Source organism: Pusillibacter faecalis (assembly GCF_018408705.1).
Lineage (GTDB): Bacteria > Bacillota > Clostridia > Oscillospirales > Oscillospiraceae > Oscillibacter > Oscillibacter faecalis.
Map to the genome: position 1 here is coordinate 953,330 of NZ_AP023420.1, position 20,812 is coordinate 974,141.

The 20,812-nt window shown below is 58.2% G+C and carries 17 protein-coding genes; 4 read left to right on the forward strand and 13 right to left on the reverse strand.

Annotated elements, in window-relative coordinates:
- Positions 1-46: 46 nt before the first annotated feature.
- The 11 genes from KJS55_RS04980 to KJS55_RS05030 all read right to left on the reverse strand — a co-directional run bounded on the left by KJS55_RS04980 (position 47) and on the right by KJS55_RS05030 (position 13,737).
- Positions 47-1,234: a DUF5711 family protein gene (locus tag KJS55_RS04980; protein WP_213542829.1), complete on the reverse strand. Its 1,188-nt coding sequence runs from the start codon at positions 1,232-1,234 to the stop codon at positions 47-49.
- Positions 1,227-1,982 (reverse strand): tRNA pseudouridine(38-40) synthase TruA, encoded by a 756-nt coding sequence (gene truA / locus KJS55_RS04985; protein ID WP_187028125.1) that lies wholly within the window; start codon positions 1,980-1,982, stop codon positions 1,227-1,229. Before truA ends, KJS55_RS04980 begins: the two co-directional genes overlap by 8 nt.
- Positions 1,983-1,994: 12 nt before the next feature.
- Positions 1,995-2,891, reverse strand: coding sequence for a hypothetical protein (locus KJS55_RS04990; protein WP_213542830.1), 897 nt, complete (start codon positions 2,889-2,891; stop codon positions 1,995-1,997).
- Positions 2,892-2,949: 58 nt separating this feature from the next.
- Positions 2,950-3,756 (reverse strand): energy-coupling factor transporter transmembrane component T family protein, encoded by an 807-nt coding sequence (locus KJS55_RS04995; RefSeq protein ID WP_213542831.1) that lies wholly within the window; start codon positions 3,754-3,756, stop codon positions 2,950-2,952.
- Positions 3,750-4,616, reverse strand: coding sequence for an energy-coupling factor transporter ATPase (locus tag KJS55_RS05000; protein ID WP_213542832.1), 867 nt, complete (start codon positions 4,614-4,616; stop codon positions 3,750-3,752). The genes KJS55_RS04995 and KJS55_RS05000 overlap by 7 nt, the downstream gene beginning before the upstream one ends.
- A gap of 25 nt (positions 4,617-4,641) precedes the next feature.
- Positions 4,642-5,487, reverse strand: coding sequence for an energy-coupling factor transporter ATPase (locus KJS55_RS05005; protein WP_213542833.1), 846 nt, complete (start codon positions 5,485-5,487; stop codon positions 4,642-4,644).
- Between the two features lie 40 nt (positions 5,488-5,527).
- Positions 5,528-6,391: a class I SAM-dependent methyltransferase gene (locus KJS55_RS05010; protein ID WP_187028120.1), complete on the reverse strand. Its 864-nt coding sequence runs from the start codon at positions 6,389-6,391 to the stop codon at positions 5,528-5,530.
- Positions 6,392-6,663: 272 nt separating this feature from the next.
- Positions 6,664-7,242 carry a flavodoxin family protein gene (locus KJS55_RS05015; RefSeq protein ID WP_187028119.1) on the reverse strand — a complete coding sequence of 193 codons (579 nt, stop codon included), beginning with the start codon at positions 7,240-7,242 and terminating at the stop codon, positions 6,664-6,666.
- A gap of 123 nt (positions 7,243-7,365) precedes the next feature.
- Positions 7,366-9,072 carry a glycosyl hydrolase family 18 protein gene (locus tag KJS55_RS05020; RefSeq protein WP_228300561.1) on the reverse strand — a complete coding sequence of 569 codons (1,707 nt, stop codon included), beginning with the start codon at positions 9,070-9,072 and terminating at the stop codon, positions 7,366-7,368.
- Between the two features lie 408 nt (positions 9,073-9,480).
- Positions 9,481-10,818 carry a 2-hydroxyacyl-CoA dehydratase gene (locus KJS55_RS17560; RefSeq protein ID WP_213542835.1) on the reverse strand — a complete coding sequence of 446 codons (1,338 nt, stop codon included), beginning with the start codon at positions 10,816-10,818 and terminating at the stop codon, positions 9,481-9,483.
- 3 nt (positions 10,819-10,821) lie between these two features.
- On the reverse strand, positions 10,822-13,737 hold the full coding sequence (locus KJS55_RS05030) for an acyl-CoA dehydratase activase (protein WP_187028116.1): 2,916 nt from the start codon (positions 13,735-13,737) through the stop codon (positions 10,822-10,824).
- Between the two features lie 234 nt (positions 13,738-13,971).
- Between KJS55_RS05030 and KJS55_RS05035 the strand changes: the two genes are divergently transcribed.
- Positions 13,972-14,538: an epoxyqueuosine reductase QueH gene (locus tag KJS55_RS05035; RefSeq protein ID WP_187028115.1), complete on the forward strand. Its 567-nt coding sequence runs from the start codon at positions 13,972-13,974 to the stop codon at positions 14,536-14,538.
- A 188-nt stretch (positions 14,539-14,726) separates the two neighbouring features.
- Here the strand turns inward: KJS55_RS05035 and KJS55_RS05040 are convergent, their stop codons facing one another.
- The gene (locus KJS55_RS05040) at positions 14,727-15,335 is read right to left on the reverse strand and encodes a 4'-phosphopantetheinyl transferase family protein (RefSeq protein ID WP_213542836.1); all 609 of its coding nucleotides are present in this window, start codon (positions 15,333-15,335) and stop codon (positions 14,727-14,729) included.
- A gap of 251 nt (positions 15,336-15,586) precedes the next feature.
- Between KJS55_RS05040 and dnaG the strand changes: the two genes are divergently transcribed.
- The gene (dnaG, locus tag KJS55_RS05045; RefSeq protein ID WP_187028113.1) at positions 15,587-17,362 is read left to right on the forward strand and encodes a DNA primase; all 1,776 of its coding nucleotides are present in this window, start codon (positions 15,587-15,589) and stop codon (positions 17,360-17,362) included.
- On the forward strand, positions 17,355-18,770 hold the full coding sequence (rpoD, locus tag KJS55_RS05050; RefSeq protein WP_228300456.1) for an RNA polymerase sigma factor RpoD: 1,416 nt from the start codon (positions 17,355-17,357) through the stop codon (positions 18,768-18,770). The genes dnaG and rpoD overlap by 8 nt, the downstream gene beginning before the upstream one ends.
- A 227-nt stretch (positions 18,771-18,997) precedes the next feature.
- On the opposite strand, the gene KJS55_RS05055 is transcribed toward rpoD, so the two are convergent.
- Positions 18,998-19,786: an IclR family transcriptional regulator gene (locus tag KJS55_RS05055; RefSeq protein ID WP_187028112.1), complete on the reverse strand. Its 789-nt coding sequence runs from the start codon at positions 19,784-19,786 to the stop codon at positions 18,998-19,000.
- A gap of 474 nt (positions 19,787-20,260) precedes the next feature.
- Here KJS55_RS05055 and KJS55_RS05060 point away from each other — a divergent pair, with 474 nt between their 5' ends.
- A complete protein-coding gene (locus tag KJS55_RS05060) occupies positions 20,261-20,695 on the forward strand; it encodes a hotdog fold domain-containing protein (RefSeq protein ID WP_187028111.1) in 435 nt (144 codons plus the stop codon).
- The last annotated feature ends 117 nt before the right edge of the window (positions 20,696-20,812 follow it).

Sequence of the window (20,812 nt, forward strand, 5' to 3'; positions counted from 1 at the left end):
TTTCCTCCTGTAAACGTTTTGTGAACTCCCCTGTAATTCCTGGCGCCTACGGCAAAAAGAGGCTGGCGGATTCCATCGACAGCATCAGCGCCGAGCCGTCAGGCCGCATCAGAACGCCGGAGGCGTAGTCCGTCCCCTCATAGGTGGCATAGGCCTGCAGGTCCTCGTTATAGACCACCAGACTATCTGTATACAGCACCGCCAGATACCGCCCTGCTGCGGAGAGGTCCAAAACCTCCTTTGTCACCTCCAGCGAGGCGATTTCCTCGCCATCCTCTCCTACTGTCACCAGGTGCCCCACGCTGCCGGAACGGTAGCGGTTCAAAAGCAAGGCGGCAAACCCATCCCCGCCCAGGTCATAGCCCCGCAGATAGGCGCTTGCGTAGGAATAGGTGTTCTGCACCTCTCCATTGGGGTCCGCTATGGTCAGGCAGGTGTCTGAGACTGTGAGAATCCGCCCGTCCTGCTCCGCGATAGCGGCCACCAACCCGTCTTCCACGTCGTAATCCGCCGCAGGCTCCACCTCTCCCGCTTTTTCCAGGTTATAGAGCACGATGTTGCTCACAAAGGTACCGGCCTCCTGCCCCAGCGTCACAGCGGCTAAGTGTTTTCCGTCAACAACGCAGGCGTCCGTCACAAAGCGCTCAGAGGACTTGAACTCAGAAACCAGCTCCAGGGAAGGGTCGTATACCCGTACCCAGCCCTTGCGGGTCTGCTTTTGAGAGGTTACTGTCAACCAGCCGTCCTCGCTGAGGTTGGCAGCGATCAGCGGCTCGGCCTCGTCGGCGCTCAGATGCATCAGCTCTCCGTCCCCGTCCAGAAGATACAGCTCGGTACCGCCCACGTCGTAGGCCACCGCCCGTTCCCCCGCTTGGACCAGCGCCGGCGCAGCGAAGTTCACCGCCTGGCTCCACACCTCTGTCCCCGATGGGCCCAGAATGCTGAGATTCGTGTTAGACAGCACCACCAGGTGCTCTCCCAGTGCCGCGAAGTGATTCTGAGAGGACGCCTCGTAGGGGTATACCACCTGCTCCCCGTCCGTCTGATTGCGATAGCTGAAATAGCGGCGCAGAGCGTCAAAGCCGGTACCGTCCCGATAGGCCGCCACCAGCACCACCGCCAGTACCAATGCCAGCACCAGGCCAAAGAACAGGATGCGCCGTGAGCCACGGGATTTTTTGGCCTCGGTCTCGCCGTCGTCGTCATTCCAGATGTCATATTGCTTATCAGCCATTGAGCCGCTCATCCTCATACCAAAGTCTTGTCAGGTACAGCCCGCCGGGGGGAACCGTGGGCCCCGCCGCTGTCCGGTCCCCGCTCTCCAGGATCGCGGGGATATCCTCCGGGCGGAACTTCCCCTCCGCCGCGTAGAGAACGGTGCCGGTGATAGCCCGCACCATGTTATATAAAAAGCCGTTAGCGCACACCCGCAGCTCCAGCAGCTCGCCGCTGCGGCTCACATCGCACCAGTAAATGGTGCGCACTGTGGTTTTGGTCTGTGTCCCCACGCTGCGGACCGCCGCAAAGTCGTGGGTGCCCACAAACATATGGGCCGCCCGGTTGAGATATGCCTCATCCAGCCGCTTGGGATAGAAATAAGCCCGGTTAACGTAGAAAGGGTTTTTCACCCTGGAATTATAGATGCGGTAGGTATACTCCTTCTTCAGGCAAGAGCCGATGGCGTTGAAATCCTCCGCTACCTCCATCGCCTCCCCCACGGCGATATCCTCCGGGGTATGGGTATTGATGGCAAAGGGCAGGCGTTCCAGGGGAATCCTGGACGCAGTGCGGAAATTCGCCACGTACGCCTCCGCGTGGACGCCGGCATCCGTCCGCCCGCAGCCGGTGAGGTGCACCCGCTCGCCAGTGATCTCCGTCAGGGCCTTTTCCAGCGTACCGCAGACGCTAACGGCGTTTTTCTGAACCTGCCAACCGTGGTAGGCGGTTCCGTTGTACATCAGTTTTAAAGCGATATTGCGCATGGAAAAACTCCTTTATGCCGGCCAGGTCAGCTCCGGCCCAGGCAGCGATTCGTTGCCTTCAAATCTCCCGCCTTCCGGTTTAGAGCCATCCTCCGGGATGGTCCAGGACAGATACGGGAAGTCATAGCCCAAGCCGTACCCATCCGTGCAGGAAAACCGGACCTCAATTCGGTCCCCCGGCACACACTCCACCCCCAGCGTCTGGTCCGGCAGCGCCGGGACGTAAGTCAGATCTCTGTCCCCCACGGACGCAGACTCAGAGAGCTCCGCCTCTGCCTCATGCTCCAAAGTGCCGTTGCGGTATATCCGGAACACCGGGTCCAGGACCTCCACGCCGCTCTCATTTCTCAAAGACAGGTCAAAATCGGAAGACAAAACGCCTTCCTGATAGGTAGGGCCGCCTACACTGCTGCCGCAGAGCTGCAAGGGCAACAGCATGGAGATATCCGTCCAGCCGCCCAGGTCCACCCGCCGGCTCTCTCCGCCGCCGGTGACCACCGCGGCCAGCCGCACCTCGTACTGCTCGTTGACGGGAAACATCATCGTACCGCTGCAAGAGCCCAGATCATCCACCTGCATGGCTGTAACGTGCTTGTCCGGCCCAACCACCGTCTCCAGATAGACTACCGTATCCTCCTGCCAGCTCTTCAGCTTTAGGATCGCATCGGCCAGAAGCCGTTTTTGCTCCTGGTTGATCCCGCTGGGATGGACCTCCCAATCCTGAATGGGGTTGGCCGCTTCCTCTACGGCCCGGGCCACATCGCCGGAAATCTCCTGCACCTCATTTTCCAGATCATAGATCTGGTCCTCAGCATTTCGCAGGGAACGCCGGAGGTCCGCCACCGCCCAGCTCTGCCAAATCAACAGTACCAACAAAATAACACTCATCAGCAAGGACAGCAGCTGCATTCGGTTCTTTTTTATCGCGAAGACCTCCTTACATGGTATTTCCCGCACAGGGTCCTGCTCAGCTCACAAACTTCCGCAGCGTGAGAATCAGTGCTAGAACCGCCGCGCCCAGGGCCAGCGCGATATAATCCCGACTCTCATACTTCAAAACATGGAGCTTGGTCCGGCCCTCGCCGCCGTGGTAGCAGCGGCACTCCATAGCCGTGGCCAGCTCGTCCGCCCGGCGGAAAGCGCTCACAAAGAGCGGCACCAGGATCGGCAGCATGGCCTTGGCCTTTTGAATCAGGTTCCCGCTTTCAAAGTCCGCGCCACGGGCCTTCTGGGCGGACATAATCTTGTCCGTCTCCTCAATCAGCGTGGGGATAAACCGCAGGGCAATGGACATCATCATGGCCAACTCATGGACCGGCACATGGAGCTTTTTCATCCAGTTCAGCAGCCGCTCCAGACCGTCGGTCAGGCTGATGGGACTGGTGGTATAGGTCATGAGGAACGTGCCCATGATCAGCATCATGATCCGCAGCACCATGAAAAAGGCGTTTCGCAGTCCCTCCGCAGATACCCGAAGAAAACCCAGCTCAAAGATGTAGTTCTCCCCCGGCGTGAAAAACAGGTTCATGATGGCGGTAAAAATGATGATGAACAGCACCGGTTTCAATCCCCGCACCAGGGATTTGAATTTCACCTTGGAGATGCGGGCGCAGGTGAGCAGTACCAGTGCCATCACCGCGTATCCCACCGCGCCTTTGGCGCAGAACAGTGCCACAATATAGAGGACCACCAGCAGGATTTTTGTCCTGGGGTCCAGCCTGTGGGCCACTGTGCTTCCAGGGAAGTACTGGCCTAGAGTAATGTCTTTCAGCATGCCGCACCGCCTTTCCGCAGCGCCAGGAGCTCCCGCTCCAGTGCCTCCACGGTGTAAACAGCCGGGTCCACATTCAGCCCCCTGGCCCGCAGAGCCATGGCCACCCGCGTCACCTGAGGCACGTCCAGCCCGGCGGAGAGCAGCTCTTCTCCTCTGGCAAAGACCTGCTGGGGGGTTCCCTCCATCAGAATGTGGGCATTTTTCAGTACCAGGATGCGGTCCACATTCCGGGCGATTTCATCCATGCTGTGGCTCACCAGCACCACCGTGCTGCCCTTGTTGCGATGATAGTCCCGGATGTTGGCCATCAGGTTCTCCCGGCCGGCAGGGTCCAGGCCCGCCGTGGGCTCATCCAGGATCAGCACCTCCGGCTCCATGGCCAGCACACCTGCCAGGGCCACCCGCCGTTTCTGCCCGCCGGAGAGTTCAAAGGGGGATTTGTCCATCTGGTCGTCCCGGATTCCCACCAGACGGGCGGCCTCCCGGACACAGTGGTCCAGCTCGTCCCCGGTTTTTCCTTGGTTGGACGGTCCGAAGGCGATGTCTTTGTAAACCGTTTCTTCAAAGAGCTGGTACTCCGGATACTGGAAAACCAGTCCCACCCGGAACCGCACTTGACGGATTTTCTTCGGCTCTGCCCAGATGTCCCTACCGCCCAGGAGAATCTGCCCCTCCGTTGGTTTTAGAAGGCCGTTGAGGTGTTGGATCAGCGTGGACTTTCCGGAACCGGTGTGCCCAATCACACCCAGGAACTCCCCCTCGTACACGTCAAAGCTCATGTCCTCCACCGCGCTGCGCTGGAAGGGCGTTCCAATCCCATAGGTATGGGTCAGATGCTGAATCTGTAAAATCGGTTTCAAGGTCTGTTCGTCCTTCCCATCCAAGTTATTGAAGCGCCGCCGCGATGGCGTCGGCGCACTCCTCCACACTCAGGGCGTCCAGAGGCACGTCCACGCCCTGGTGGCGCAGCCGGTCCAGAAGATCTACCGTGTCCGGCACCGTCAATCCCATGTCCCGCAAGGCCTCCACCTGGGAAAAGACCTCCCGGGGCGCGCCGTCCATAGCAACCTTGCCGCTCTTCATGACAAGAACTCGATCAGCCTGTTCCGCCTCGTTCATATGGTGGGTGATCAAAACCACAGTGATGTGCTTCTCCCGGTTCAGCCGGTAGATGGTAGAGAGCACCTCCTGACGGCCCACAGGGTCCAGCATGGCGGTGGCCTCGTCCAGAACAATACAGTCTGGTTCCATAGCAATCACACCAGCGATGGCAATGCGTTGCTTTTGCCCGCCGGAGAGCAGATGCGGCGCGTGGGTGACAAACTCGCTCATGCGCACGGCGGCGAGGGCGTCATCCACCTTTTTCCGAATTTCCTCCGTGGGCACGCCCAGGTTCTCCGGGGCAAAGGCCACGTCCTCCTCCACCACATTGGCAACAATCTGGTTATCCGGGTTCTGGAACACCATGCCCACCCGCTGGCGGATCGCCAAAAGCAATCCCTCATTCGAGGTATCCATTCCCTGTACATAAACCTTGCCGCCGGAGGGCAGCAGCACCGCGTTGAAGGTCTTGGCCAGGGTGGACTTTCCGGAGCCATTATGCCCCAGCACCACCACAAAGCTGCCCTTTTCAATCTGCACGTCTACACCGTCCAGGGCCAGGACCGGGGTCTCCCCTTCCTCTGCCGGATAGGCAAAGCGCAGCTCATTTGTCTCAATCATGGTTGCCATAGCGTCTCTCTTTTCCCGCGTCAAATTTCGGCATGGCCGGTCACTCGCTGAACCATCTGCCTGTTGCGCCGCAGGGCAGCGCCAGACCCGTGGCCGTGACGGGCAGCCCCAGCTCGTCCCAGGTGCACTTGCCGCCGTATTTGGAGGCCACTAACAGGTTTAGAAGATATCCCAGCACCGACGGCGCGAGGCCGGTGGTGTAGGAGTTAATCAACACGAACAGGGGCCTGTCCGACAGCACGCCGGCGCAGAGCTGAACGAAGTCATAGAGGTTGTCCTCCAGCTTCCACACCTCGCCGCCAGGACCCCGGCCGTAGCTGGGTGGGTCCATAATAATGGCGTCGTAGCGCTTTCCCCGGCGGATTTCCCGCTCCACAAACTTGGCGCAGTCGTCGATGATCCACCGGATAGGGGCCTCCTCCAGCCCCGAGAGCCGGGCATTCTCTCTAGCCCAGGCCACCATCCCCTTGGCCGCGTCCACATGGCACACGCTGGCACCCGCCTTGGCACAGGCAACGCTGGCTCCGCCGGTATAGGCGAACAGGTTTAAAACCCGAATAGGCCGGCCGGCATTTTGAATCTTCTCCATGGCAAAGTCCCAGTTCACCGCCTGCTCCGGAAAGAGGCCGGTGTGCTTGAAGTTCATGGGCTTGACCTGGAAGGTCAGTGGCCCGTAATGCACCCGCCAGCTCTCCGGCAGAGCCTTTTTCTCCCAATGCCCGCCGCCGCTCTGGGACCGCAGATACCGCCCGCCAGCCTGCCGCCAGGCAGGGTGCTTCCGGTCCGTCTCCCAAATGGCCTGAGGGTCCGGACGCACTAAGAACTGCCGGTCCCACCGCTCCAGTTTTTCGCCGCTGCCGCAGTCCAGAAGCTCATAGTCCTGCCATTGATCTGCGATCCACATGCCCTGTCCTCCATTTTCTATAGCAAATCATGTTATTATACCGCCAGGGAGGGCCCTTCGTCAATTCCTTTTCCGGCGGAAAACGCCGGATATTCGGAGCAAACCTTCCTGTGCAATTCAGCATGCCGCGTATAGAGGCAAATGCAGGCGCGCAGAAAGTTTTTGCGCATTCTTTCCGGTTGTCCCACAGAACCCAGGAAAGGTCTCATTTTTGAAGTTTGCTATGCGTTTGCATAACAGACGAGCCCCGGCGATCCCCGCCAGGGCTCCTCTTATATACGCTTCATGACTTCCCATGCAAACAACCTGGCTCTATCCTCCTTCTCTCCATCCATAAATACGGTTCCATAGCCCAGGTGCCGCTCCACATGGGCCCCCAGGTATCGCAGGCGGGAGTGGCGGCAGTAACGGCGCATCCCCTCCTCAAAGAGGTCGCAGCCCTTCTCCGCAGGGTAGCCGCAGGTCATCAGCAGCGCCATGGCCTTTCCTGCCCAGAGGGCGGGGCCCTTGGCCTCCCCATAGTATTTGTTCATCCCGTACACCAATCGGTCCAGCAGTGCCTTCATAGGCGGCGTGCAGTACCAGGCATAGATGGGCGTAGCGAGCACCACCAGTTCGCTTCCCAGCACCAGATCAAACAGCGCCTGTCCGTCGTCCCGCTGTGGACAGCCAAAGATGGTCCAGTCCCTCTGACAGGACCTGCAGGCCACGCAGGGCCGAATCTCCCGGTCATAGAGCCACACGGTCTCCGTCTCCGTTCCCCGATGCTCCAGCTCCTCTCGAAACGGCTCCAGCAAGGCGGCAGTATTCCCCGTTTTACGAGGACTCCCCATCAGAATGCAGGCTTTCATTGGCTCCCCCCCCCTCCGGCGGCTTCGGCCGCATGTTTTCGTCTTCTATTGTACCCGGTGGGGTGCAGCCCGTCAAGATTGACAGGAGGCGGCGGGTTGAGCACCCTGCCGCCTCCTAAATGCCTATGCTTCCAAAACCTGCTCGCACAGCCGCTGAAGGATCACCGCAGTCTGTGCCCGGGTAGCGGTGCCGCCCGGGTCCAGGCGTCCGTCCGCCAGGCCTTGAATCAGCCCTGCGTCCACAGCCCATGCCATGGCCTCCCGAGCATACACCTCCACCCTGTTGCCATCTTGATACGCAGAGAGATCTGCCCGTCCACGGCCCGCCTCGCCCTTAAAGTCCGCATACCGGAACAAAACCGCCGCCAACTGCTGCCGGGTGATTCTGGCGCCAGGGCGGAAGGTCCCGTCGTCAAAGCCTTGGACAATCCCATGCTTCTCTGCCCAAGCTACCGCCTGCCCATAATAGGCGTCCGCCGCTACATCCGTAAAGGGAGGTTCCCCGCTCCGAGGACTTCCCTCCAAACGGTAAAGAATGGCCGTGAGCATTCCCCGGTTTGAGGAAGTGTTGGGTGAAAATGCGGACGCGCTGGTCCCCTGCATCATCTCCCGTTCATAGACGTATCGGACCGCGTCTTCATACCAGACACCGGGTAGCACGTCCCGGAAGGGGTTGTCCCAACTGCTGTGCAATGCCTGAACCGCCGCGGAAACCAGTTCTCCGCCCGAATCCTGAGACAACTCCCAGAAGCCCACGCCTCCCAGTCCCAGAGACCGGGCCAGAGACGCCTTGGCCGCGATGGAAGCCGCGTCATCATAGGAGAGGAAGGTTCCATTTCCGTAGAGATAAGGCACCTGTCCTTCCTCGTGTCGGAATTGCCGATAGGCCGAGCTGGCAAGATAGGTTTTTTTCAATGTTTGATAGCTGATGGACTTGCCGGATGTATAGGTACTATACAAGCCGTTATTCCGGCTGCTGACCCCCTGATAGAGATAGCCGTAGAGAGGGGTACCCAGCACAATCTTCTCCGCTGGGACACCCCGCTCCAGATAGGCCTGTACACTACCTGCGATGCTTCCGCCGGCCTGGGATGCATGGGAAACCGGGTTCAGCGGCGCGTTGAGACCGGTGCGGCTGTTCCAGGTGCCATGAAGGTCATAGCCCATTAGGAAGATGTGGTCCACCAGCGCGGCCACCTTCACCGGTTCAATCTGACTGAGGTACCAGGCGCCTGCGGCACCCGCGATGGTCAGGGAGTACTCCCTCCTATCCTGACGCTCCTGGTGGTCCAGCCGCTCCCGCAGTTCCTGGAGCAGCAGCGTAAAGTTCTGCTTGTCCTGATTCCGATGAATTGTCCCCGGAGCGCCGCCCGATACCGGATATTCCCAGTCCAGGTCCACGCCATCTAAGCCATGCTCCACCACAAAATCCACACAGCTGGCGGCAAATTTCTCTCGCCGGGCCTGAGTGGAAGCCACGTCGGAGAAATACTGAGAGTCCGACCAGCCTCCCACGGAAATCAGCAGCTTCAGATGAGGGTGCTGGCTGCGCAGCTTCCGCAGGGCCTTGAGATTTTTTAAATCATTGGGCTCATCCCCCAGCGCAATGCGGCCGGCAACCGGGTCAATCTCCGCAAAGGCATAGTTGATTTGTGTCAGCTTCTCGGCTGGGAGCTGGTCCGGCGTATAGCCTTGGTAGGCCGCCCAGCCCGCGTAGTAGCCCACCACCTCGCCTCCGGTACTCCCGGAGCCCCGGGCATATGTATGCACTCCTGGTACCAGCAGAAGCAGGCACAACGCGGCCAGTCCGGAAAGTGCATGTCGAAACATACGGTGCAATGGAAAAACATCCTTTCTGGTCATCCATGGTCGCAGGGCTGTCCCTGCGCCGACTGGCTCTATTTTACCGGAAAACTGGTTTCCTTCTCAAGCCACAAATGCTGGAAGCATCGCCACTCCATGACAACAGAGTGTCTCGCGGCCGCACGGTGCTAAGAGCTTCCGTCTAATTTCTCCCCTGCCGGCTGGCAAAAAGGCATTTTTACAGTTTTTTCTAAAAGTTCCATTTGATCGGACGAAACTTCTGCCAGGTGCTCTCCAGCACCCAGGGCGCTCTTCCTGGCATCCCGTGCCTCCCTCTGTTTTCCGTACTCTAACCGGCAGCGCTTGAAGAAGCGGGGGCAGGCCCTTAAGGGCCTGCCCCGCTGTTATAAATGTTGAAAAATTTGAGCCACCTCATCAAACGGGAAGTGCTTGCGCCGTCCGTTCCCGACGAGCGCCGCCCCGGGCGGGAGCAGCCTCCGGCTGCTGCGGCGCGGCCCGCTCCTCCAGCCGTTCCCGCGCCACCGCCAGCATCAGCTTAATCCGGTTCTCCTGGTTGACCCGGGTAGCGCCGGGATCGTAGTCAATGGGCGTGATGTTGGCCTGGGGATAGAGTTCCCGGATACGGTTAATCATGCCCTTTCCGCAGATATGATTGGGCAGACATCCGAAAGGCTGTGCGCAGACAATATTCTCATAGCCAGCCCGGACCAACTCCACCATCTCGGCAGTCAGCAGCCATCCCTCTCCCATTTTGTTGCCCCGGCCGATGATGCCGTCGGCCAGCTTCGTCAGCTCCCTGAAGGGGAGCGGGGCGTGGAAACCATTTTCCTTCAGGGCGCGGATCATCGCGCTCTCCATCTGCTCAATGTACTTGAGCCCCACACCAGAGCCCATTTTTTCAAGAACCGTCCCGCCATACAGCCGTGCCGTCTCAGACAGGTTGTAGGTGCTGTACTGAATCATCCCCATAAGACCTGGAATATTGACCTCACACCCCTGGGAGGCCAAAAATTTCTCCAGGTCGTTGTTGCCCAAAGGCGAGTGCTTGACGTAAATTTCACCCACAACCCCCACCTTGACTTTGGGGGTCCGGTGAACCGGGATGGCCGCAAAATCGGCCGCCATCTCCCGCATGGCGGTACGAATCTCGCCGCCGGAGCAACCGCGATTATCTCCAATCCAGCCGCAGATGGTGTCCAGCCACTTTTCCTGTCTAGCCTCAGCCGTGCCCTGTGCCATTTCATAGGGCTCTGTCTGAGCACGCAGGGCCACCAGCAGGTCGCCGTAATAGACCGCAGCCAGCATCCTGCGCACCAGCGGCAGCGTAATGGGGAATCCGGAATCCTTCTCCAGACCCGAAAAATTCAAACTCACCACCGGCACCTGGGGATAGCCGGCCTTGACCAGAGCCTTGCGCAGCAGGTGGATATAGTTGGAGGCCCGACACCCACCGCCAGTCTGAGTAATAATCAGGGCAGTGTGGTCCAGATCATATTTCCCGGAGCCCAGCGCATCCAAAAACTGTCCGATCACCAACAGCGCCGGATAGCAGGTATCGTTGTGAACGTATTTGAGCCCCAGCTCGCACACCTGGCTGCCGCAGTTCTCCAGCAGTTCACACCGGTAACCGGCTTGCCTCATCACCGCGGCCAGAATGCGGAACTGGACCGGGGCCATGTTGGGAATCAAAATGGTGTGAGTCTTTTTCATCTCCGGGGTAAATTTGGGATAATTGGTATAGTCTGTGTTCATATCTCAAGCCTCCTTCTGTTCGTCCAACGCTGCGAACAGGCTCCGCAGGCGAATCCGCACCGCACCCAGATTGGTGATCTCGTCAATTTTCAGTTGGGTGTACAGCTTGCCTCCGGCGTGCAGAATCTCTCTGGTCTCATCTGTCGTGATGGCATCCAGCCCGCAGCCAAAGGATACCAGCTGCACCAGGTCGCAGTCCCGGTGGGTACAGCAGTATTTGGCCGCCGCATACAGCCGGGAGTGATAGGTCCACTGGTTCAGCACAGTGGTTGGAAATCTCTCTACCTGGTCCGAGACCGAGTCCTCCGTCACAACCGCCGCGCCGAACTGCGTGATCAGGGTGTCGATGCCGTGGTTAATTTCCGGGTCCACGTGGTAGGGCCGGCCCGCCAGCACAATGATCCGGCGTCCCTCAGCCCTGGCTCGCTCCATCATGCGTCCTCCCTCTTTCCGAAGCAGAGCCATGTGATTTGCATATTCGGCATAGGCCGCGTCTGCGGCTTCCCGGACTTCCTGCTTGGTGAGATCCGGGAAGGTCTTCCGGAGAATCTCAAAGATCTTTCTGCTAAAATCCTTGGGGCGGTGAATCCCCACATAATCATAGATGAACTTGGTTCCACCCTCCTGAACCTCCGGGCAGTTGCCGGCGATCACCTCCGGATAATAGGCCACCACCGGACAGTTATAGTGGTTATCCCCCAGCCCTTCATCTACATTATACGTCATACAGGGATAGAAGATGGCGTCCACCCCTAGCTTGGAGAGGAACTGGATATGCCCGTGGGCCAGCTTCGCAGGGAAGCAGACCGTATCGCTTGGAATGGTGCCCTGTCCCTGCACATACAGGTTTCGGCTGCTGAAGGGACTGTGGTACACAGTAAAGCCCAGCTTTGTAAAAAACGTGTGCCAGAAGGGAAGCAGCTCCCAAAAGTTCAGGCACAGGGGCAGCCCGATCTTGCCTCGCCGGCCGGGGACAGGCTTGTAGCCCAAAATCAGCTTCCGCTTGTATGCATATAGGTTCCACGCTCCGTCATCCGCCTTGCCGGTGATGGGACGGTCACAGCGGTTACCGCTGATGAATGTAGCTCCGTCGGCAAAGGTATTGACCGTCAGCTGACAGTTGTTGCCGCATAGCCCGCACTGCCGGCTTTCCGTCTCCTGTCGAAATCCGGCCAGGGCCTCCCGGTCCAGCACGGTGCTGACCTGGTCCGCCCGGGCTCTGCCCTTTCCGTACAGCGCCGCGCCATAGGCGCCCATCAGACCCGCGATATCGGGGCGGACCACCTCCACGCCCATCTCCTTTTCAAAGGCTCTCAGCACCGCCTCGTTATAAAAGGTGCCGCCCTGCACCACGATGTTCCGGCCCAGCTCCTCAGGCGAGGCGGCGCGGATCACCTTGTAGATGGCGTTTTTCACCACGGAAATGGATAGACCCGCAGAGATATTTTCAATCGTGGCGCCATCCTTTTGAGCCTGTTTCACGCTGGAGTTCATAAAAACTGTACAGCGGCTGCCCAGATCCACCGGGCGCTTGGCAAAAAGCCCCAGCTGGGCAAAATCCTTGATATCCCTGCCCAAAGCCTGGGCAAAGGTCTGCAGGAAGCTTCCGCAGCCAGAGGAGCATGCCTCGTTCAGGAAGATGTCGCTGATGGCGCCGTGGTCAATCTTGAAACACTTCATGTCCTGGCCGCCGATGTCGATGATAAAGTCCACGTTGGGCAGGAAATGCCGGGCCGCAGTAAAGTGGGCCACGGTCTCCACCACGCCGTAATCCGTGTGGAAAGCGTTTTGGGTCAAATCCTCACCATAGCCAGTGGTAGTCACAGAGGCAACATGCAGGGCGGGATGCTCCTCGTAAAGCTTTTGAAGCACTTCCCGGATCAAGGGGACGGGGTTTCCCAGGTTGGGCCGGTAGTCTGTAAACAGCAGCCGCGCCTCTTGGTCAATCACCGCCAGCTTTACCGTGGTGGAGCCGGAGTCAATACCGATATGTACCGGCGCGCTGTAGTCCGCTCCAAAGGGGACCCGCGGCACAGCGGCCTTTGCGTGGCGGGCATGGAAGGCCTCATATTCCTCCCGGTTTGCAAACAGCGGCGGATGACTCCGATAGGTCTCCGAGGCGCCATGAAGCCGCAGCCGGTCTGCTACAGCCGTAAGATCAAACTCCTGATCGGCATAATAGGCCGCGCCCAGCGCCACAAACAAAAGACTGTTCTCCGGACAAATTCCCCGGACTCCCAGCGTGTGGTCAAAGCTCTCCCGCAAGCAGCGGGAGAAGGTCAGCGGCCCGCCCAGATACAGCACCTGCCCGCAGATAGGCCGGCCCTGGGCCAACCCTGCGATGGTCTGATTCACCACCGCCTGATAAATGCTGGCGGCAATGTCTGGTGCCTTAGCACCCTGGTTGATGAGGGGTTGAATATCGCTCTTGGCAAAGACGCCGCATCGGGAAGCAATGGTATAGGTCTTTTCGGCTTTTTGTGCAGCGATGTCCATCTCATCGGCCCCCATTTTTAAAAGGGTCGCCATCTGATCAATAAAAGCGCCGGTACCACCGGCGCAGGAACCATTCATGCGGACCTCGACGCCATTGGTCAGGAACAGGATTTTCGCATCCTCCCCGCCCAGCTCAATGATGCAGTCCGTGCCGGGTGCCAGCCGCCCCGCTGCCACGCGGGTGGCGTAGACTTCCTGCACAAAGGGAATCTGCACACTCTCCGCCATGCCCATGCCGGCAGAGCCAGAGATGGCCAGTTGAGCCTGAGGCGTGTACTGCGCCGCCACCCGGCGCAGAAGCTCCTCGGACTTTTCCAAAATATGACTGAGGTGCCGCTCATATGTACTGTATATGATATGGTCCGTATCATCCAGCACCACGCACTTAATCGTGGTGGAACCTACGTCCAAGCCAACTTTCACAGGGTTTCTTGCCTCCTTCGGGTAAACCGCCGTCCCGCTGGGCCCAGCGCTGGCAACGGCCTGACATCTTCATGTCATGTTAAGGTTATTTTACTCTCTTTCGATATAATGATCAATCGGCAATCATCGGTATTTTTGTAAAAAAACCGTTAAGAAAATCGTTTTTTCTTCTCTTGGTTTCCCCAAAAATATATGTTATAGTAGTCTCAAACAGAAATAAAGTGAGGCAGATTCATGAACACCGTACTCATGCACACGTGCTGTGCGCCGTGCTCTTTATCCTGTATTGACCCCTTGCGTGCAGAGGGGTTGGAGCCCGTTGCGTTCTGGTATAACCCCAATATTCATCCCTGGAAGGAATACCAGGCCCGGCGGGACTGCCTTTTGGAATACGCCCCCACCATCGGCATGGAGGTGCGGGTACGGGAGGACTACGGCCTGCGGGATTTTGTCCGCCATGTGGCAGCCGATATAGACCGGCGCTGCGTATACTGCTACGAACACCGGCTGAAGGGCACGGCCCAGTATGCGGCAGAGCACGGCTTTGCCGCCTTTACCACCACCCTGCTGGCCAGTTTATATCAGGACCACGATGGAATCGCCCGCGCTGCGGAGCGGTATGCCAGAGAATACGGCGTCGCCTTCCTCTATCGGGACTTCCGGCCCAATTTCCGCGCCGGAAATCAGCTGGCCCGGGAAAAGGGGTTTTATATGCAGAAGTACTGCGGCTGCGTTTTCTCAGAGCAGGACCGCTACCAAAAGCAGATTGACCGGGATCGCGCCCGGTTTCAGGCGGGGTGATCCCCCGCAACCGGGCGGACGTCAAAATGTCTTTTTGTTCCCCGGTACAGGTCTGTGAGGGCTCAGGAACATGGTCAGAACCGCCCCACAGCGGACATCGGAGGCTCCGCGAAAGGTGCGCAAAAAGTCCGACAGCTTGTCGAAAAATTTTTTTCGACAAGCTGCGAAGAGACGCCTTGGCGTCTCTTTTATTTTGTTTGCAGGCACTTTAGCAGAGTCTCCAGTGAATATCGCCGCACCTGTGGCGGAACGCTTTCCCATGTGGCCGCCCCCGCCGCGCAGCCGGAGGCTGTACAGATTTCATGGTAGTGCATGCCATCCTCCAAGGGCGGTTCTCCCCGCAGCATGGCGCCGACGCCCTGCCCGCTACACTTCACCAGGGCTTCTCGCCGGACCCAGGTCTTAAAAAATCTCTCCTCCGAGGGCCCTACTTCCCGCAAAAGCCGCCGACTGACTGGGCGAATTCTCTCAATATCCACCCCCACAGGCCTCTCCGACAGTCCCACCATCGCGGCGGCGGCAGTGTGGCTGATACTGAAATGAACTCCCGGCCATTCCGGAAAGTAGGGCTTCCCCAGGTCTGTCCGGGCAATCAGGGGCAACTCATACAGTCCGCAGCGCTCCCATATGGCAAGACGCAACAAGGCATAGGCGCACAGCGGTGCCTGCCGTTTTTCCGCCTCCCGAACGCGCAGCAGACGCTCCCGCCAAGGGTACGGTGTCCCTTCCAGCAGGATTCCAACCTCCGCCTCGGTCAGCCGCCGCTCCAGCAGTACGATCCAGATTTCAGTCGACATGGCATCACCCCCGCACTCAGCTCTTGTCCTCCCCGTAGGCCGCAAACAGTCTTCTCCGTGCAGCGCCGGACCCGTCTAATAGTCTCTCTATTGTATGCCGCTCATTCCGCACTGTAAATGGACCAGCAGAAAAAATTTAAAAATTTTGTACAAAAAAAGAGGAAATCCCAAATCCGTGGGGTATATCTAAAATACTCCCTGGTATGATGGACATGGTTTTTGGCTAAACTGGCTGGAAGGAGGGGACTTTCATGGCGTTTCCCCAGAGTTTTCTGGACGAGCTGATTGCTCGCAGCGATATTGTCGATGTTATAGGCAGCTATGTACAGCTCCAACGCAAGGGCGCCAATCTCTTTGGCCTTTGTCCCTTCCACAGCGAGAAAACCGGATCTTTCTCCGTCTCCCCGGACAAGCAGATTTATTACTGCTTTGGCTGCAAGCGGGGCGGCGGCGTGGTGAATTTCATCATGGAGGAGGAGAACCTCTCCTTTCCCGACGCGGTTCGGTTTCTGGCCAAGCGGGCCGGCATGGAGGTGCCGGAGGAAGCGGGAGACCGGGAGGAGGGCCGCCGTCGCCAGCGGCTGCTGGACCTGAACCGGGACGCCGCCCGCTTCTATTATCAGCTCCTGCAGCAGCCGGAGGGGGAAGCGGTGCGGGAATATCTCAGCCGCCGCCAGATACGAAAGGCTACCGCAGTCAAATTTGGCATGGGCGCCTCGTCCGACGCCTGGGATGTGCTGCTGACCGCCATGACGAAAAAGGGCTACACAAAATCGGAGCTGCTGGAGTCTGGCCTGGTGGTTCAAAATAAAAACGGCGGCCTCTATGACAAATTCCGGAACCGGCTCATGCTGCCGGTGGTGGATACCCGCGGCAACGTGGTGGCTTTTGGCAGCCGGGTGCTGGACAAATCCGAACCCAAATATATGAACTCCTCGGAGACGCCGGTTTACAGCAAACGCCGGGTTCTGTATGGATTGAACCTGGCAAAAAAGACCAAGCGTCCCAATATGATTCTCTGTGAGGGGAACCTGGATATTGTGACACTGCACCAGGCGGGCTTTGACAACGCCGTGGCCTCCATGGGCACGGCGCTGACGGTGGAGCAGACCCGGCTTCTCGCCCGTTTCACCAAGGAGCTGGTGCTCTGCTATGACAATGACAACGCCGGGAAAATTGCCACAGAGCGGGCCTTGCAGATTCTGGACCAGTCGGAGTTCTCCGTCAAGGTTCTGCAGCTGCCCCGCCGCCTGGTGGATGGCGAATCTGTGAAGCAGGACGCGGATGACTTCATCAAGTTCCAGGGGCCGGATGCTTTTGAACGACTGCTGAGCGGCAGCGAAAACGGCGTGGAGTTCCGCATGGCCCAGGTCGCCGGAAAATATGATCTCACCAGCGACGAGGCCCGCGTCGCCTATTGTGAGGAGATCAGTCAGCTGCTCTCCTCCCTTCCAAACGCTGTGGAACGGGAAATTTACACCGCACGAGCCGCCGAGGCCGCCCGCATCTCGCCGGAGGCCATGACGCTGGAGGTTCGCCAGGCCTTCAAACGGCGTGCAGCCCGGGAGAAAAAGGCCGCGCTGCGCAGGGACCTGAACCCTGCCGCGCAAATACAGCCCCGGGAGCGCTCGCTGCGATATGAAAACCTCCGCTCCGCCCGGGCGGAGGAGGGAATTTTGCGGCTTCTTCTGCTGGACGACAGTCTCTTTCCTCAGGAGCCGCCTCTTTTGGAGTCGCAGTTCTCCTCCCCTCTGCTGGGCCGGGTTTACTCCCTGCTCTGGCAGGCGAAGCAGGAGGGGCGTCCCGTGGCTCTTGGAACAGTTTTCGATTCGTTGAACCCGGAGGAGGCCAGCCACATCACTGCCGTCTGCCAGCAGCCGGAGTCGGCGCAGAACGCCCGGCAAGCGTTGGCGGATTACATACGCATTGTACAGACAGAAGCGGAAAAGCGCGCCGGAGGCGGGACCATCGACCCCCTCCTGGCGGCAACAGAAAAATACAAACAGGGAGGAAAGCGGCATGGCTAAAAAAGAAACTTTTACCTCGGAGGAGCTGGAGCGGCAGGCGGATGCTCTGCTGTCCGCCGCCGGGCAGACAAATAAAGACAGCAGAACTCCAGAGGGTGCAAAGGCGGCGCCCGTCATGACGGATGAGGAGGCCAGAAAGGCCGGCATTATCCGCCTGGACGACAAACAGGTAGCCGCGCTGCCCGCCGCCTCATGGCTGATCAATAATGAAAAGCTGCGGGAGCTGCTGGCCAAGGGAAAAAAGCGGGGCAAACTGGAGTCCACCGAGTTGATGGAGGCCGTGGACGATCTCAATCTGGAAGGCGAACAGATGGACCAGCTGTACGACTCCCTGGAAGCGCTGAACATTGACATCAGCGCGGAAGAGGAACTGCTGCTGCCGGAGCTACCGGATGATGAGCCTGCCGCTGAGGAGATTGCCGAGGTTGAAGAGGAAGAGCTGGTGGACCCCAACTCCCTGGTCAATAATTTCTCCATCGACGATCCGGTCCGCATGTACCTCAAGGAAATCGGCAAGGTCCCCCTGCTCTCTCCCGACGAGGAAATTGTCCTTGCCCAAGCGCTGACCGCCGGCAACGAGGCGACAGCCCAGCTGGCAAATTTAAAGGCTTGCCGGGAGGCGGGCGAGCCAGTGGACGCCACGCCGGAACAGGAGGCGGCCTGGCGGAAGGACTACCGTGCGGGAGAGGCCGCCAAGCAGAAGCTGGCGGAAGCCAACCTGCGTCTGGTGGTCTCCATCGCCAAACGGTATGTGGGGCGCGGCATGTTGTTTTTGGACTTGATTCAGGAGGGCAACCTGGGACTGATCAAGGCCGTGGAAAAATTCGACTATACGAAGGGCTTCAAATTCTCCACCTATGCCACCTGGTGGATTCGCCAGGCCATCACCCGTGCCATCGCCGACCAGGCCCGCACCATCCGCATTCCTGTACACATGGTTGAGACCATCAACAAGGTCATCCGAGTCAGCCGGCAGCTGCTCCAGGAGCTGGGTCACGACCCCTCCCCCAACGAAATCGCCGCTGAAATGAACATGCCCGTAGAAAAGGTGCGGGAAATTTTGAAGATCGCCCAGGAGCCTGTCTCTCTGGAGACTCCCATCGGTGAGGAGGAGGACTCTCATCTGGGGGACTTCATTCCGGACGAGGGAGCCAGCGAACCCAGCGAAGCCGCCAGCTTTACCCTCCTCAAGGAGCAGCTAATGGACGTTCTCTCCACCCTGACCCCCCGGGAGGAAAAGGTGCTCAAGCTCCGCTTCGGCATTGAAGACGGCCGCACCCGGACTCTGGAAGAGGTGGGCAAGGAGTTCAATGTCACCCGGGAGCGCATCCGCCAGATTGAGGCCAAGGCTCTGCGAAAGCTGCGCCATCCCAGCCGCAGCAAAAAGCTGAAGGATTTTCTGAACTGAGCGCTTTTCCCCACAAGCCTCAGCGCAGCTTTCAGGGAGTTCTACGGAAACGAGGCTCTTTTTTCGGAAGCCAATACAGCCAAGCAGACGCCCCTTTTACAGCATATTGGAAGTGCATATTTCGTGCCCCTCCACAGTGGAAGGCCTAAAGATTCCTCCTAATGCCAACAAGGACCTGATTCTAAAAAGAATCAGGTCCTTGTTCAGAATTGGGAGAATCGCTCCACTCATTTCTCCTGGTAGCCCAGACTCCTGGAGATATCCCGCGAGCATTTGCTCAGAGCTTCTAAAATCAGCTTTTTTCTGTCCTCGTCCATCAGGCCGGACGGTGTGCTGACGCTGACTGCGGCGACAATTTGTCCTGTATAATCCCGAATCGGCATGGCAATGCAGTACAGGCCGATGCAATACTCCTCCGCATCCACCGCATAACCGCTCTCCCGCACCCGGGCCTCCTCCCGCATCAGCTGCGGGAGGCTGGTGATGGTGTTGGGCGTATAAGGTATCAGGGTCTCCCGTCCGCCAAAAAGCCCCCAGATCTCCTCCTCGTCCATCTCCGAAATCATGACCTTGCCCATGCCGGTTGCGTGAATCGCCTCATACTCCCCTGGACGCACGCTGATATGTGTGCTGTCATAGGCGCCCTCAATCTTCGAGATAATCAAGATCTCCCCACGCTTTAAAATCCCAAGGTTGACCGTGGCCCGCGTCTTGCGGCTCAACTCCAAAATGTAGCCGGGATTCAGATTCAGCAGCTGGTTCTGTTGGGGAACCACCTGCCCGATTTTATAGAGCTCCCAGCCCAGACGGTACTGATTGGTCTCTCCATCCTGCTCTACATACCCATAAAAGCTCAAGGTATCCAACAACCTGTGGACTGTGCTCTTCCCCATACCAAGGACTCGGCTGAGTTCGCTGACTCCAATGCCGCGGTTTCCCGTATCCTGGGCCAGATAATTGATAATCTCAATCGCCTTTGTCACCGTCTTAACCGGATATTTTGGCTCGTCTGCCATACCTCACCTCTCCTGCACTCACTACCCTTGTGAGTCTATTTTCATCATGCTGCCGACCGGGATTCCCTGCCGGTATTCTTTAACAAGAGTTATACAATATTTCACGATACAGTGTCAAGCCGAAGGCCGGAAAAACGTCCTGAACGCCTGTTCCCAGCGCCTCGGCTGCCTGCAATACGTTACCAAAACTCTCCCCCTTTAAAGATATAAAAAGCTTCGCAAAATCTTAATTTATCTGTATAAATTACATAATAAATTCAATAATTTTCTTCTAAAATACATTTTTCTTCTAATTCAAACTCTACCCTAGGAGTACAGTTTTTTAAAAAACCGTTTCTTTTTTCACAAAAATTTTTAAAGTTCCCGGTTGACCATCCATCAACTGTAGCCACTAGAATAAAGACGAGCTGAGGGGATGGCACAGAATACTCCCCCCAACGGATTACATGAAATTTTTTAAGGAGGATTTCTATCATGATTGGCGAGAAAGTTGTTCTGCGTTATCGTATGTCTGCTGGCGATGCTCACTATGCCGGCCAGCTGGTGGAAGGCGCTCACATTGTTACTGCTTGGGGCGACGTCGGCACTGAGCTGGCGATCCGTCTGTTCGGCGACGAGTCCCTGTTCGTGGGCTATTCCGAGGTCCGTTACACCGCTCCTGTGTATTCCGGCGACTGGATGGAGTATTCCGGCTGGATCGAGAAGGTTGGCAACACCTCTCTGACCTGCCACTTTGAGGCTCACAAGGTCATGGGTCTGGCTGATCGCGACGGCAAGAAGGGCCTGGCTGATTCCGCTGCTGACGTGTATCCCGAGCCCATCCTGTGCGCTTATGGCACCGGCACTCTGATGGTCAAGAAGGACCTGCAGCGTCCCGAGTTCGGCGATCCCAAGTTCCAGGTTCGCTAATCGAGTCGTTTTGTGTTGCTGCTGACAGCGATATAAACATGATTCCGGAAGGCTGTTCGGTTGTCACCACGATAACCGAACAGCCTTTTCCCTGCCCCGCCGCAAGCCGATGAAGCG

Excerpts from the sequence above, each read along its gene's own strand:
- KJS55_RS04980 (WP_213542829.1), bottom strand. The coding sequence starts at position 1,234 with ATGGCTGATAAGCAATATGACATCTGGAATGACGACGACGGCGAGACC.
- truA (WP_187028125.1), bottom strand. The coding sequence starts at position 1,982 with ATGCGCAATATCGCTTTAAAACTGATGTACAACGGAACCGCCTACCAC.
- KJS55_RS04990 (WP_213542830.1), bottom strand. The coding sequence starts at position 2,891 with ATGCAGCTGCTGTCCTTGCTGATGAGTGTTATTTTGTTGGTACTGTTG.
- KJS55_RS04995 (WP_213542831.1), bottom strand. The coding sequence starts at position 3,756 with ATGCTGAAAGACATTACTCTAGGCCAGTACTTCCCTGGAAGCACAGTG.
- KJS55_RS05005 (WP_213542833.1), bottom strand. The coding sequence starts at position 5,487 with ATGGCAACCATGATTGAGACAAATGAGCTGCGCTTTGCCTATCCGGCA.
- KJS55_RS05010 (WP_187028120.1), bottom strand. The coding sequence starts at position 6,391 with ATGTGGATCGCAGATCAATGGCAGGACTATGAGCTTCTGGACTGCGGC.
- KJS55_RS05015 (WP_187028119.1), bottom strand. The coding sequence starts at position 7,242 with ATGAAAGCCTGCATTCTGATGGGGAGTCCTCGTAAAACGGGGAATACT.
- KJS55_RS05020 (WP_228300561.1), bottom strand. The coding sequence starts at position 9,072 with ATGTTTCGACATGCACTTTCCGGACTGGCCGCGTTGTGCCTGCTTCTG.
- KJS55_RS17560 (WP_213542835.1), bottom strand. The coding sequence starts at position 10,818 with ATGAACACAGACTATACCAATTATCCCAAATTTACCCCGGAGATGAAA.
- KJS55_RS05035 (WP_187028115.1), top strand. The coding sequence starts at position 13,972 with ATGAACACCGTACTCATGCACACGTGCTGTGCGCCGTGCTCTTTATCC.
- KJS55_RS05040 (WP_213542836.1), bottom strand. The coding sequence starts at position 15,335 with ATGTCGACTGAAATCTGGATCGTACTGCTGGAGCGGCGGCTGACCGAG.
- dnaG (WP_187028113.1), top strand. The coding sequence starts at position 15,587 with ATGGCGTTTCCCCAGAGTTTTCTGGACGAGCTGATTGCTCGCAGCGAT.
- rpoD (WP_228300456.1), top strand. The coding sequence starts at position 17,355 with ATGGCTAAAAAAGAAACTTTTACCTCGGAGGAGCTGGAGCGGCAGGCG.
- KJS55_RS05055 (WP_187028112.1), bottom strand. The coding sequence starts at position 19,786 with ATGGCAGACGAGCCAAAATATCCGGTTAAGACGGTGACAAAGGCGATT.
- KJS55_RS05060 (WP_187028111.1), top strand. The coding sequence starts at position 20,261 with ATGATTGGCGAGAAAGTTGTTCTGCGTTATCGTATGTCTGCTGGCGAT.